This window comes from Bacillota bacterium, from assembly GCA_013178125.1.
GTDB lineage: Bacteria > Bacillota > SHA-98 > Ch115 > JABLXJ01 > JABLXL01.
This window is the reverse complement of the sequence record JABLXJ010000004.1, coordinates 220,558-234,118: the sequence shown is the minus strand read 5'-3', so window position 1 is coordinate 234,118 and position 13,561 is coordinate 220,558. Positions and strand designations below refer to the sequence as shown.

Sequence of the window (13,561 nt, the reverse complement as noted above, 5' to 3'; positions counted from 1 at the left end):
CAAATCTCATAGCGAATCAGATCTCATGGCGAATCGGATCTGATGATGACTCTAATCCCATTGATGATTCTAATCCTATTAAAGAAGGGCTGGTGCCAGCCAGATGCGACGACTCACAAAGCTGGTATTGAGATACCCACAGGCCACTCTGATAATCCTGACGGCCCTGACAATAGCATTCGCTTCATTTCTACCACACCTTAGCATGAAAACAGATACCAAATCTTTCATACCTAAAGATGACCCCGTGATCACCGAGCTGGAAGAGGCTACAGATGAATTCGGCTCCCTGGATATGATGATGGTGGTGCTTCGCGGCGATATCTTCACGCCCGGCACCCTAGCCAAGATCCAGCGCTTGTCCGACGCAATACGCGATCTCCACGGGGTCGAGGAGGTTACGAGCCCTCTGGATGTCAGCTTGATACGGGGCTCGGATCTCGGCATCGAGATCTCCCCCGCAGCCCCGGACCTGCCGCAAACCCAGAAGGAGATTAGCGACTTCCGGGATAATTTGCTCAGCACAAAACAGGGTAGATCGATGGTCACCCCAAACGGACAGGCCGCAGCGATCATGATCACCCTTGAACCCGGGGTGATAGGCTCACGCCGCGCTGAATCACTTGCCGGCGAGATCGAGAACCTCGCCAACAAAGAGAGGGGCCCTGAGGAGATATACACCGTTGGCGAGGGTTATATGGGCTATTATGCGAACAAGAGCATGAGCCGCGACCTCAACACCCTCTTCCCCCTGGCGGTGTTTCTGGTGCTCCTTACGCTCTACTTGAGTTTCTGGAGGCTTTCCCACGTTGGCATCATCCTCCTCACAGTCATAATGAGCATCATCTGGACCGTCGGGCTCATGGCGGCCACAGGCTACCACCTGACCATCATCTCCGTGATCATGCCCGTCATACTCGTGGCAATGTGCAGCGCCGTAGGCATCCACATAATCAGCCGCTTCGAGGATTGCCGGAGGGCTGATCCGTCCCTCACGCCCACCCAGGCAGCTTACCAGATCATGACGTCGCTGAATAGCCCCATCTTGATGACGGCGCTCACCACGGCGGCTGGGTTCGCCTCCCTGGTGACGTCCTTCGTGGTTCCCGTGCGTGAGTTCGGCGTATTCTCGGCCCTTGGTATAATGTTCGGCATGGTCATATCCATCACCTGCATACCCGCATACTTGGTGATCCGGAGGCCCCGGCCTTCCACTGCGCCAGGCATCTCAGGAGAAGTATCCTGGGGGCAGGCCCGGTCAAATGCCGCAATTCAGGGGAAAACCCAAGAAGAAATCCATGAAGGAATCTCCACCGGCGGTAACTCCGTCAATGTCAATGGCAAGCACTCACCTCTGATGGCATTCCTGAGCTGGTCAGCGCACCTGGCGACTACGCGGCCCCGGGTGATAGTTATTGCTGCCGCAGCGTGCCTTGCAGTATTCGCGGCCGGGATACCACGCATCGCCATCGAGACAAACATCCTCCAGTACTTCCGCGAAGATAGCCCCGTGGTTCGAGGGACCAAGATCGTAGAAAAGGATTTCGGAGGGACCTCGAGGCTATCGGTGATCGTGGATGCTGGCAAGCCCGACGGCGTTAAGGACCCGCAGGCCCTACGGGGGCTGGTCGAGTTCGAGAAGAAGATGAATGGTATCGACAAGTTGAGCGACGCAACGTCCGTGGCTGATCTCGTGATGCAGATCAACCAGGCGTTCCATGGTGACAGGAGCGAGTACTATACCATACCCGACAACAGGGAGGCGATCGCCCAGGAGCTGCTCCTCTTCACGATGCAGGGCGGATCGGGCCTGGATTCCATGGTAAGCTATGATTTCCAGAAGGCCCTGGTCAGCGCCCGGGTAGCCAACGTTTCGACATCTGTCCTATCCACGATAATCGACCGGCTGACAGCGCTTGCACAGGGTGAATTTACACGGGATGAATTCAAAGGGAGCAATATCAAGACAGTCGTGGTAGGCATACCCAAGGTAGCCGTCCGGCTGATGCAAAGGTTCATCTCCAGCCAGCTCCAGAGCCTCTTCTGGTCGATGTTGGCCGTGTGGGTTATCGTCTCGCTCATAATGGCCTCGGCGATCCGGGGCGCCCTGTGCCTCATACCACTGGTTTTGACCGTCATAATCAACTTCGGGTTTATGGGTTACGTGGGTGCCGCCCTTGATGTAACGACAATGATGATCTCGGGCATCTGCATAGGGATAGGTATCGACTACGCCATCCACCTCATCAGCCGCTACTGGGAGGAACTTATGGCCGGTAGAGCGAAACATGCGGCCCTGGTCACAGCGGTTACCTCAACGGGGCGCGGCATCTTTTACAATGCTGTGACGCTTGCGATTGGCTTTGGCATCCTCGTCTTCTCGTCGTTCCGGGCGACCGCCATATTCGGAAGCCTGCTCGCAGGCACGATGCTGATAAGCTCGATGGGGGCCCTTATCGTCCTGCCAGCAGTGCTCCAGCTGATAAGCGAGGATTACTTTGTCAGGAGCAGGAAACCAGGGAGTAGCTTCGCGAAAGGGCTTTTTGCCCGCGTGCGCGCAACACCGATCCTAAGTGGGCGCAGGTGAGCGGGCCGCCTACGGGGCAGCGTGGTAGCGGTGATGGGTATGGCAGGGCAAATGGTATAGATGAATTATCATCAGAGGATGAATACTATAGGATTGAGAATGTGGGGGGATTATCTTTATGACATCAGCACACATCCAATCGAGAGCTTTAAAGGCAAAAATCTTAACGCTCTTGAGGCGCACAACGCATGCAACCAGATACACAGCACGTGCAAGCCTGGTCACCCTGTTGATCATCCTGGCAGTTCTTATCCCGGACCGGGGCCTTGATCTGAACCTGAGCTCGAGCTCGAGCCCGGGTCTCCCGGTGCTGCAAGGTCATGGCTTGAGCCTCGAGCCCAGCGTCGCCAGCGCAAGCGCGAACGCGGATACGGGCGGGCTCACGGCCGATCAAATACTTGATAGGATGAAGGGTAATGCAAGCCTCACAGGCACGGGAACCGCCACGATCGAGCTGATCACGGAGAATAAACGAGGCCAGCAAAGAAGCAATAAGCTGAGGGTTTTCCGAAAGGAGGACCCTGACGGCACCGAAAAGCAATTGCTCGAATACCTCTCGCCAGCGGATGTGGCGGGGACCAAGTTCCTGAGCATCAAGAAGGAGGCCCAGGATAGCCAGATGTGGCTCTTCCTGCCGGCCCTTGGGCGCGAGAGGCGCATTGCCGGTGCAGCATCCAAGGATAAATTCATGGGAACGGACTTCACATACGAAGAGATCGGCAATACATCCTCCTACCGGGATGATTATAAGGCGGTGCGTCTGCCGGATGAGACCCTCGATTCCAGGAAGGCTTATGTCCTCAAGCTTACGCCCAAGCAAAAATCGGACTATAGCTTGGTAAAGATATGGGTATGGCAGGATGAATTCATACCCCTGAGGATCGAATTCTACAACCTCGATAACAAGCTTAAGAAACTCTTAACAAACACCGACCTCAGCAAGAACACCAAGGGCGAGTGGCAACCCAATACGATCACCATGTCGGACGTGCTCGGCGGGACGAAGACCATAATCAAGCTCCTCGAGACAAAGGAAGGCAATATCTCCGATGATTATTTTGCAATGAGATATCTGCGCCGCTGAGCTTTCATCGAATCCCGTCATGAATCCCATATCAAGGAGGGTGACCATTGCCTATGTCAGCAAGCGCGACAAAGCGGCATGCGATCTTGCGTCCATACATACCCCGGCTTCCGGCGGCGGACTTATCCATCAGCCTCTTTCCCATCAGCCTCTTTCTTTGCCTGCCGGTCATCCTTTGCTTGTTACTTCTCCTCTGGCAGGCGACGCCCGCGAGCGCCGGGGAAGCTACCCCAACAGGGGGAGCCGCCACCACCAGTAGCACCATGGAAGCGCCCCTGAAGGAGACCCCGGAGGCGCTCCAGCTGCGGATTTCCGGGGAAATATCTCACAACTTCGCATTGAAGCTCGATGATGGCGAGACCATGGCCGACCGGATATCGTACAGGTTATCTTTCGAATCCCAGCCATCGGAAAATACCCGCGCCTACCTTTCCTGGAGTGGCAGCCACAACCTGCTGGACGGGAGCCTGGCCCTTGCCGACCTCGATGAGGCCTATATGAACGTCTACCTCGCAAGCGCCGACCTCAGGATCGGCCGCCAGGCGGTAAGCTGGGGCACGGCGGACGGGTTCAACCCGACGAGCTTTGTAAGTCCCAACAGCGCTCTCTCGCTAGCCTCGGGCTCGGGCGAGCCTGGCAATCTCGGCAGCCTCAGCGACCTAAAGGGCGAGCCCGTGCTCGCATGTCAGGTTACAGTCTACCCGGCGTGGGGCGATATCACAGGCGTAGCCGTTCTCGAGCCGGCGCTACTCCCTACCCCGCTGCCGCAGGATGCGCAGGGACAAATCATCTACGGTGTGGCCGTGAGTCTGGCCCAACAACCGGGCACCAGTATGAATGTGATACCGGCCGCCACAGGCTTCCCTGAGCCGCAGGGGCCATCGGGCCTCGAGAAAAAGCTGGAGATAGCCGGCCGGGTCCACACGCAGATCGGCAGCTGGGACGTATACGGCAACGCGCTCCGCGGCTGGGAACCTGTGCCCGCCTTGTGGATGACATCTAGAATCGCGACTGATAACGCGGGGAATCCGCTCCCGCCAGGTCCGGATGGGAAGCTCACAGTCAAACTGGTTCCGGAGGCGCGGTACAGAAAGGCCACAAAGCTAGGCATCGCGGCGGCCGGCGTGCTTGACCACTATACCTTGTGGGCCGAGGCTGCATATACGTGGCCCGACGCCATTCCCGAGCTGGATGACCCGCAGAATATCGCCCTGTCGTCCAACAGAGGGTATGCCCAGCTGGTCCTCGGCGGGGATCGCTCGTTCGACAAAGATATCTACGCGTCCGTTCAGCTCATCTACAATAGCGAGGGATCCCTCCTGAACCCTTACCTGCTGCCGGGGCAAGAGCAACTGCCCGGCTACTATGCGACCGGCATCATACGATATGCAGGCGATAATGGGGATAATAAACTCGAGCTTGTGGGCATTGGGAACCTGCGTGATGGGAGCATTGCCCTCGTGCCCCGGTATACGCACCAGCTCGCACAGGCCGTTGAACTCTCAGCAGGCCTCGCTATATTCACCGGCAGGGACGGCACAGAGTTTGGTGAGCTCAGGCGGAATGGGACGGTGTTCAGCGGCGTGAAGGTAAGTTTCTAGATAATAGATTATGCATTATCTTTTGTGCCTTTTGTGCTTTTGTGCGTTGCCTTTTCTGCCATGGCATGGTAGTATCTAGCTGGAGACATTTTCCCTGACCTTTTGATATCACTGAATGGAATGCGGTACCGGGACCGAGTGGGCGAGCGAGCATGAAGCCATGAAAAGAATAGACTTTGACGATTTCGTGAAGCAAAATAGAACGGAATTCCGCCGGTTTTGCCTCAAAACGCGGATAGCCCACGAGGAACCCCGAAGCTTCCGGAGGCGTCCACGGGACCCCGAGGAATCAGACATCCTAACCTACTTGGTCAAGGCGCGCTGGGAGCGTGCGCTCTCGTCCGGGGAGATTATTAGGGTTGGCCCACGGAGGTATCGCATTGATGTCTTCAAGTAATATCCAAAATGCCCAATCTCTTCGTGAGCGGCTTGAGAAGGCCGCCCAGATCGATGACCCGCTCAAACGTCGGCTCTACACCCTCGGGGTGATAACTCGAGCGCTCTCCCGGTATAAGGTCGTCCCGATCCTAGTTGGGGGGAGCGCGGTCGAGTTTTATACCCTTGGCGGCTATTCAACCCTTGACATAGATGTGGTTGTATCTGGCCGGGAAGAGTTCGATGCTATCTTGCGAACCCTCGGCTTTTCCAAAGGAAAAGGAGAGAGGCACTGGTATAATGAGGCCCTGGATATAGCCATTGAGGCCCCTGATAGTAAACTCGCTGGCTCCAAGGAGAAGATTACAACGATTCAGATCGATGATCTGAGTGTATACATCATAGGTATAGAGGATCTCATCCTTGATAGGCTGCGCGCCTTTGTGTTCTGGAAATCCTCCTCGGATGGGGAGTGGGCGGGCCGGATGATCGGAGTCCATGCCTCGTGGATCGACTGGAATTACCTCCACGAGCAGGCTAGCCGTGAGGGGCTCGACCGGGCTCTCAATGAAATCAAACGAGAAGCCCTAGGTGCCCCTCCACCACCATACTCTGAGGCTGGAGAAGATGAAGACTAGAGCTGAGACCGTCGGTTTTCTCCAGCTGTTGTCCAAATCTATATATTGCATCCGGGCATACTGCATGCTATAATAATATGCAGCTAACGTCCACAGCACACCCGGATTTAGAGTGCCGAAGTGGCGGAACTGGCAGACGCACGCGACTCAAAATCGCGCGGAGTGACCCTCCATGGGGGTTCGATTCCCCCCTTCGGCACCAAGTATGTACAAATGCTTATCTGGTTCGGATTTGCAGGATTCCAAGAGGGCACTTGCTAATCATTTGCCAATCAGCATATATTGAGGATATCGCCCATGACTTGGACGGCTTCTCTTCGCAATTGTAGGCGTCACATGCAAGCACCGGTCAAGCGTCATGCTGATATTGGAATGGCCTAATCTTTCCTATACGATTTTCCATCCCGTGGGCAAGTAAAAGCGTGGAGCATGTATGGCGCCGGTCATGGAAACGGATATTCTTGACCCCGGAAACCTCTATTAGCCGGGCGAACTCCCCCTGCCCAAAGTTGTTCATCTCCGGCCCCTTAAGCAAATACAGAAAAATCTATAGCCCCAGAGGCAAAGACGATGACGGCAACCTTGTATTCACCTGGTCTATTTTATGAACACAAGGATCGGAGGACTTTTATGTCCAAAAGCACAGATATCATAATATTAAGGAGTATTCCCTTCAAACTACATAATCTATTTCAACGGGAACCCTTAAAACACATCTGCGGCATACCTTCCAGAAAACGGGCGTAGCCAACCGCAAAGAACTCCTACTGCGTTTCACGCATTTTCTTGTCTCCGATCCGGAACATAATAACTGAGACAAGCTTTTGGGCCTACCCGCGCAGCCTTCCGCCTAATTACCATCACCCTCAGTATCACCCATAGGGATGATAGAGAATATCATTTCCTGCAAGGGTTCCCTCAAAACTTGCATCATACAATATCATCCCTGTGGTCGATTGACGAGGCTGAGATGGTACTACATCCTGATATATGGACCTAATGAGTTCCTAACCAGCCCGTGCCAGTTGGAACCGATGGAGAGCTTTACGATAAGGGTGTCCCACAGGCCATTCTCAACACGACGCTCCTCAAGTTTCACCCGTCCGCGCGGGTCAGGATTGTGCTGACGTTGAAACAATCGGTGAGATGAATGTCGCACGGAGGGTGAATAGCAACTTCGACTTTGGAGTCACACTTCGCCCCTGTCGGTCGAATCACTGTAAGTAGAGCTAAGGGAAGGAGATAGCCTTAGTGAGGTTCCCTCGAAGATTGTTCCCATTATCATTCTCAATAGCGCTATTCGTCCTTTTGTTTGCAGGGATAACCGACGTCGAAAGCCCTGGCTAACCCACTGACTTGGCTCTTATGATACCATGATGAGGCAAAAGCAGAAACGCATGAGGTTTAGTAAGCATTAACCAGCCTGAAGCTATGCTTCAGTGATTCCCAGAATCTATTCCGGGGAGGAGGTCAACCGACAGAAAAAAATAAAAATATAAGAGTATGCGAATAATTTACCGAACCCTTAATATGGAGAAGGTGCCATACATTGGAAGATAGAAGGTCAGGAGAGTCCAGCATTCAGAGATATGTGAAGACGGCATTTGCCTGTATGATTGCCGTTGGTTTAGTGCTTACGGCTTCGCGCCATACCTTTGCCGACGCTATCCCTCCGGCTCCCGGTACTGTGGAGACATATACCTCCCAAAACGGCAAATACGCCGTGGAAATCAAAATCTTGGGCTATCCCGATAGCAGCCCCTGCGAATGTACATTCAAGGAATCCGGCGATATATCATGGACCAAAGAAATCCCCGATACTCCGAATAAAGTAGTCATCTCTGATAATGGCGAAACCATTGCCATGACCAACTGGGGCTGGTATGACGAAGGAGGCTCACGCAGCCTCTCGATTTACAACAAAAGGGGAGACCTTATAAAGGAACTCTCTTTCGGTTTTACCGGAATGAATAATTGGGGGCTCAAATGGGTCAAAGTCCTGGCGATTTCACCTGACGGGTCCTATTGCATGGTAGGTGAGGATGCCGAAGAGAAGGCAGTTTTCTCGCTTTACGATTGTAGGACCGGTGAGCTGAAATGGGAAAGAGGTTATGGGTTTTCCGAGGCAAGCGAGGCTGAAATTCAAGAAGCGGGAAGATACCTTCTGGTTGCAACGAACGATTACAGTACACGGGATATGTTCTTTTTCCTGCTGGACAGGGAGGGTGTAACCCTGTGGGAAAAGAGGATAGCAAAGAACTTCTCATGGGATGTGCAGGATTATCTGCGATTTATGGATAACGGCAAGGAGTTCGCTATCTTTGATCTGAAGAGCGCCAAGTATATCACCGAACCTGTACCTCAAGAACAGAAAGCGAGGTTATAAGTTATGAAAAGACGATCCGTAGCTTTTGGAGTCACCCTCTTGTTGGTATGCGCCCTAGCAGCGGTATTCTCTGGTTTTGGCATCAGAGTGTCCGCCATAGACAAAGCAGATATCGATTCCATTGTCGCAGAGAATAATTCCTTTGCCTTTGATCTCTACAGGCAACTCGCAAAAGATAAGGGCAACCTCTTCTTCTCACCATACAGCATCTCCTCCGCGCTGGCCATGACCTATGCGGGTGCGCGCGGGGAGACCGCCAAGCAGATGGCTGATGTGATGCATTTTAGCCTGGCACCGGAGAAACTCCATCCCGCTCTTTCGGATCTTACGGGGATGTTCAATGCTGCCGGAAAGAGTTACCAACTCTCCGTGGCCAACGCCTTATGGGGGCAGGTCGGCTATAAGTTTCTCCCGGGGTTTTTGGATATTACCAACAAGTATTATGGTGCGGGCTTCAAGGAAGTTGATTACGTGAGGGCACGTGAGCAGGCGAGGCAGACGATCAATAAGTGGGTGGAAACAAAGACAAATAACAAGATAAAGGACCTGATCGGCATCAGGGATCTCACCCCCCTTACCCGCCTTGTCCTGACCAATGCCATCTATTTCAAGGGGAAATGGGAGCTTCAGTTTAAGCCCGAGGCCACAAGGCCCATGCCGTTCTATATCTCAGCGAAAGAGAAAGCGGACGTTCCCATGATGCATCAGGTGGCGAAATTCAATTATGCGGAGAACGACCAGGCTCAGATTTTGGAGATGCCTTACACGGGCGGCGACCTGTCGATGGTCGTTTTGCTTCCCAAGCCTGGGTACGAGCTGGCAAAGCTCGAAGGCATGCTGCGTCCCGAGGTTATCCGGTCCTGGCTCTCCCAGCTTTCCAGTGAGAAAGTTGAGGTTTTTCTACCGCGGTTCAAGTTGGAAGAGAGATTTCTGTTAAATGAGCAGCTACAGGGTCTAGGGATGATAGATGCATTCGACGAAAATGCGGCCGACTTTTCCGGCATGACTCCTGGTCGCGATTTACACATAAGCAAGGTAATTCATAAGGCATTCGTCGAAGTCAATGAAGAAGGCACCGAGGCAGCTGCCGCCACAGCAGTTATAATGGACACCAAAGCAATGATCCTAGATGTACCGCCTGTTTTCCGCGCAGATCGCCCATTCGTTTTCCTGATTCGCGATCTCCGTTCAGGAAGCATCTTGTTCATGGGCAGGCTGGCTGATCCCGGGAAGTAGGTGTATTGATGGGAGGGTGACGATATAATGAATATGCCGGGTGGTGAAAAAACGCACGGCACGGACGTTTTGTCTAAGACGATAAGAATGGCAGGCATTATCGCCATCGCTCTTTTGGGCGCCTTGTTGTTCTCAGAGGGCTCTCGTGCGGATATGGGAAGGATACTCACAATAGAGGCGAAGGTTGAAGAAAGTGCCCAGAAAGCCATTATTCTGCACAACCTGGATGAAGAGGTTCTGATTCTGGGAACAGACCTTAAGGCGGACAAGAAGACAACAATCCTCAGGTTCATACCGTTTCCATCAGAGCCCCAGGTAAGTCTCCATGAAGGAGATCCATTTAGAGAGGTCGCTGCATTGATCAAGAAACACAAACTGGTTTTTATCACTACGTCAAAGAGCGGAACACCATCGGCCGAACCAGTTGAAATTCGATTGAACGCACGGCTTGGAGCCCACAATATTACTGTTATAAAGATTAATGCGATTCAGGCATTCCGGCAATGGGTTCAAGCATATCTTGCGAATATGGGCTTGTCTCAAGCGCAAGATTACGCTAATGTGGAAGATATCGCGTCAGACTATGTAGGAAGGGATATAAGATATTTCGTCTTTGATGTCGTGGAAGTCACGCCAGAGACACGTTTTGTGGAGCCTATTGTCTACAGGTTCAAGAGCAAAGACCTTTTCTATCCACTCAAGACATCCAATACATTTGGTGGAGAAGGTGAGATCGATCTGGTCATTATCGGACCCGGGACCTTATGTGACCCGTACTTTGGTGAACCTCTTTACGTTCAGGGAAAGGAACAGAGCGCGTCATGTTCTTGCATAAGCGCTCTGGGGAAGATGTGGCACGTGCCGCGGGCGAGCACATCGGAAGAAATCTCAAAGAGCGAGGTAGAAGGGATCTATAGCGCTGCTCAGGAGTTCTTTAGGGGGAATAGGGCGATATTCATCCAGCTTATTCGCTACTACGGGCCATACGAATTTGATGACGACATCCGAATTGACATCTCTCGGGCGCCGCAACGGGCCTTTCAAGTGTCGAGCGTTGAGGACGAAGATAGTTCTCTTGAAGACCTACTAAGAGAACTCAGATAAGAGCATTTTTTAATTTTGGAGGCATAGCTATGAATAAAAGCAAAGGATATCCGACAAAAATAGCTATTCTGATTCTATTCGGTCTATCGGTCTTATCTTTAAGTTTCACTGAAAGAGGATTTTCTAATGAACCCCCCTCCAATACTTATACCATTAAAGAATGTTGATATCATTAAAGACAAAACCCTTGTAGGTCACTCCGGAGCTGTAGAGGAACTTGCCTTCAGTCCTGATGGAAAGATCCTGGCCTCGGGAAGCACAGATAGCACAATTATTCTCTGGGACGTGGCAACAGGAAATAAAATAAGGACCCTTAGCGCCAAGACGAGATTTAGTAGTTTCGCTCCGCAGTCCGCCTTCAGTCCCGATGGGAAAATTCTGGCTTCGGTAATGGGCAGAGAGGCCCTTATACTCTGGGATATAGCCACGGGCAATAAAAATACTTTATATGAATCCACCGCCACCTTCGATGTTGCTTTCAGCCCTGATGGAAAGGCTATTGCCAATGGGAGCAATGATAAAGGCATTTCTCTCTGGGATGTCCAGACAGGGAAAAAGATAAAGACCCTCAAGGGTCATCTTGGCGCTCTCTATTCTGTCAGATTCAGTCCTAATGGGAACACACTGGCAGCGGCAAGCGAAGATAGAAGCATCGTCTTTTGGGACGTAAAAACAGGAAACAAGGTAAAGACCTTTAAGGGTCATTCAGCTGGTCTCTACTCCATCGCTTTCAGTCCCGATGGAAAGACCCTTGCTTCAGCAGGCGTGGATAAAAGCATCATTCTTTGGGATGTGACCACCGGAAATCGAATCAAAACAATTGAAGGGTTACCCAGAACTGTTTATGACTTGGCCTTCAGTCCTGACGGAAAAATGCTGGCAGCAGCAGTCGGTTCTACTTTCATACTTCTGGATTTAGAAACAGGTGAAGGCTCTGGAAAATCATATGAGGCATATTGTGTCTCAGTTGCCTTCAGTCCAGATAGCAGAATCCTCGCCACTGGGAGTGAAGCTTACGAGAAGACACCACAGGGCTATCTTTTCCATCCCGAAAAGGCCATCTTTCTCTGGGATGTGAGTTCTTGGGAAATTAAAAGAAAGTTCAGGAAAGATGAATTCGAAACTACAATGGAGTATGAGGCAAGAGTAAGCCAGGTTGAGGTTCCCTATTCAATACCCATTACCTTACGAAAAGAGCAATATAATGCTGACCGGGGTGGCTTTGAGATCGGGTTTAAGGGTAACAAGCTGTTTATTCCGGTTGAAAAAGGAAGGGCAAAGGAGCTTGTGAGCAGAAAAATGGGTGAGATTAAACTTGTTGGAAAGCTCAAATACTATAACACTGAAAACCTTATGCTTATAGAAGGTGGTATCGTAGATTCTGTTACTCAGGAAAGATACGCAGTCTACAAGATAAAAGAATAAGCCTCAGTGCGCAGATATAATCACCGTCGGTGGTTTCCTCCTCTTCCTTCCCGGCTACTCTCTATTTTTAACCCGCAAACCCCCGTCATTGCTAAAAAATATGGTGCCGAGACCCAGAATCGAACTGGGGACACGCGGATTTTCAGTCCGCTGCTCTACCAACTGAGCTATCTCGGCACACTTCAAAGATGAAATTTATATTTTTATGGAGCCTGAGATATGAAACCTTAAGCCTCAGGCGACCTAAATTAAATGGCGGAGGCGACGGGAGTCGAACCCGCGATCTCCTGCGTGACAGGCAGGCATGTTAGACCACTGCACCACGCCTCCGCAACTCTCTTGCCTGGATCACATCGCCCTCGCGCCGCCATATCAGATATCGGCAGCAAGCTTCACCGTTTCCCTTCCAGCCTAATCTTCAATTCCCTTTGAATTCTCAAAGATGGTGGGCGAAGGCAGAGTTGAACTGCCGACCCCCTCCTTGTAAGGGAGGTGCTCTCCCAGCTGAGCTATTCGCCCGGTCTTGCTCGCTGCCTGCAAAGCCGTGATCCCGAAGCAATATTTAGTATATCGAAATCGCAGGCATTAGTCAAAGCTACAAGCACCCAAATTCTTTGATTTCGATCACACTTTACGTATACTATCCATGATATCGCTATAATTCTCTTCATTGCTCATTCTAAGCCCATTATCCAATCACGAGCCAGAACTGGCTCACCAAGGACTGAGCCGCTGAGTCCGAGGTAGGTTCCGCAATCCAAGGCATGCTCCACAAACGGTAAGAATCTATGCGCAAAACCTGGTTCGCCACCAGGAGAGCTGGAATACTGGAGCATATCATCCGTGCATAAAAACAAGCGAAATCTCAATACTAGATTTGAAACCAATACTCATAGGGAGGCATCAGGATGTCCGAAAAGAAACGGAAAAACTCGAGGGTAGACCTGACAAACGATAAATTTGAAATGGAGGTGGCTGAAGAGCTCGGCCTCACAAACAGGCGAAAGGAATGCCAGGCATCCCCATCTTCCAGGGCGAGCAGGGCTCAATCGCCATCCAATAAAGGCCAGGTGGGTCGCACTGAGCAAAAGTAAACCCAACCGGTCGCCGCTGGCTGAAGAGGCC

General features: G+C 51.8%; 10 protein-coding genes and 4 tRNA genes. 11 read left to right on the top strand and 3 right to left on the bottom strand.

Annotation, left to right across the window (positions count from 1 at the left end; all coding sequences use genetic code 11):
* Nucleotides 1-103 precede the first annotated feature (103 nt).
* The 10 genes from HPY71_05470 (at nucleotide 104) to HPY71_05425 (ending at nucleotide 12,436) form a co-directional block, all read left to right on the top strand.
* The gene (locus tag HPY71_05470) at nucleotides 104-2,587 is read left to right on the top strand and encodes an MMPL family transporter (GenBank protein NPV52954.1); all 2,484 of its coding nucleotides are present in this window, start codon (nucleotides 104-106) and stop codon (nucleotides 2,585-2,587) included.
* A 118-nt stretch (nucleotides 2,588-2,705) separates the two neighbouring features.
* Complete coding sequence (locus HPY71_05465) at nucleotides 2,706-3,671, top strand: outer membrane lipoprotein-sorting protein (GenBank protein NPV52953.1); 966 nt, start codon at nucleotides 2,706-2,708, stop codon at nucleotides 3,669-3,671.
* Between the two features lie 53 nt (nucleotides 3,672-3,724).
* Nucleotides 3,725-5,272 (top strand): hypothetical protein, encoded by a 1,548-nt coding sequence (locus HPY71_05460; protein NPV52952.1) that lies wholly within the window; start codon nucleotides 3,725-3,727, stop codon nucleotides 5,270-5,272.
* Nucleotides 5,273-5,387: 115 nt separating this feature from the next.
* The gene (locus HPY71_05455) at nucleotides 5,388-5,669 is read left to right on the top strand and encodes a hypothetical protein (GenBank protein NPV52951.1); all 282 of its coding nucleotides are present in this window, start codon (nucleotides 5,388-5,390) and stop codon (nucleotides 5,667-5,669) included.
* On the top strand, nucleotides 5,656-6,285 hold the full coding sequence (locus tag HPY71_05450; GenBank protein NPV52950.1) for a UbiD family decarboxylase: 630 nt from the start codon (nucleotides 5,656-5,658) through the stop codon (nucleotides 6,283-6,285). Before HPY71_05455 ends, HPY71_05450 begins: the two co-directional genes overlap by 14 nt.
* A gap of 114 nt (nucleotides 6,286-6,399) precedes the next feature.
* Nucleotides 6,400-6,487, top strand: a tRNA-Leu gene (locus tag HPY71_05445).
* 1,347 nt (nucleotides 6,488-7,834) lie between these two features.
* Entirely contained in the window at nucleotides 7,835-8,671 is an 837-nt protein-coding gene (locus HPY71_05440; protein ID NPV52949.1) for a hypothetical protein, read from the top strand.
* Between the two features lie 3 nt (nucleotides 8,672-8,674).
* Nucleotides 8,675-9,907: a serpin family protein gene (locus HPY71_05435; protein ID NPV52948.1), complete on the top strand. Its 1,233-nt coding sequence runs from the start codon at nucleotides 8,675-8,677 to the stop codon at nucleotides 9,905-9,907.
* Between the two features lie 27 nt (nucleotides 9,908-9,934).
* Nucleotides 9,935-11,011, top strand: a complete 1,077-nt coding sequence (locus tag HPY71_05430; GenBank protein NPV52947.1) for a DUF2330 domain-containing protein — start codon at nucleotides 9,935-9,937, stop codon at nucleotides 11,009-11,011.
* A 126-nt stretch (nucleotides 11,012-11,137) separates the two neighbouring features.
* A complete protein-coding gene (locus HPY71_05425) occupies nucleotides 11,138-12,436 on the top strand; it encodes a WD40 repeat domain-containing protein (protein ID NPV52946.1) in 1,299 nt (432 codons plus the stop codon).
* 101 nt (nucleotides 12,437-12,537) lie between these two features.
* Here HPY71_05425 and HPY71_05420 read toward each other — a convergent pair.
* The 3 genes from HPY71_05420 to HPY71_05410 form a co-directional block, all read right to left on the bottom strand.
* Nucleotides 12,538-12,613 (bottom strand) — tRNA-Phe (locus HPY71_05420).
* 76 nt (nucleotides 12,614-12,689) lie between these two features.
* Nucleotides 12,690-12,766: transfer RNA gene (locus tag HPY71_05415), tRNA-Asp, on the bottom strand.
* Between the two features lie 113 nt (nucleotides 12,767-12,879).
* Nucleotides 12,880-12,955, bottom strand: a tRNA-Val gene (locus tag HPY71_05410).
* A gap of 389 nt (nucleotides 12,956-13,344) precedes the next feature.
* Here HPY71_05410 and HPY71_05405 point away from each other — a divergent pair.
* Nucleotides 13,345-13,530: a hypothetical protein gene (locus tag HPY71_05405; protein NPV52945.1), complete on the top strand. Its 186-nt coding sequence runs from the start codon at nucleotides 13,345-13,347 to the stop codon at nucleotides 13,528-13,530.
* Nucleotides 13,531-13,561 lie beyond the last annotated feature (31 nt).

Bases quoted from the DNA above. Each gene is read 5' to 3' on its own strand.
- HPY71_05470 (NPV52954.1), top strand. From the start codon at position 104: ATGCGACGACTCACAAAGCTGGTATTGAGATACCCACAGGCCACTCTG.
- HPY71_05465 (NPV52953.1), top strand. From the start codon at position 2,706: ATGACATCAGCACACATCCAATCGAGAGCTTTAAAGGCAAAAATCTTA.
- HPY71_05460 (NPV52952.1), top strand. From the start codon at position 3,725: ATGTCAGCAAGCGCGACAAAGCGGCATGCGATCTTGCGTCCATACATA.
- HPY71_05455 (NPV52951.1), top strand. From the start codon at position 5,388: ATGGAATGCGGTACCGGGACCGAGTGGGCGAGCGAGCATGAAGCCATG.
- HPY71_05450 (NPV52950.1), top strand. From the start codon at position 5,656: ATGTCTTCAAGTAATATCCAAAATGCCCAATCTCTTCGTGAGCGGCTT.
- HPY71_05435 (NPV52948.1), top strand. From the start codon at position 8,675: ATGAAAAGACGATCCGTAGCTTTTGGAGTCACCCTCTTGTTGGTATGC.
- HPY71_05430 (NPV52947.1), top strand. From the start codon at position 9,935: ATGAATATGCCGGGTGGTGAAAAAACGCACGGCACGGACGTTTTGTCT.
- HPY71_05425 (NPV52946.1), top strand. From the start codon at position 11,138: ATGAACCCCCCTCCAATACTTATACCATTAAAGAATGTTGATATCATT.
- HPY71_05405 (NPV52945.1), top strand. From the start codon at position 13,345: ATGTCCGAAAAGAAACGGAAAAACTCGAGGGTAGACCTGACAAACGAT.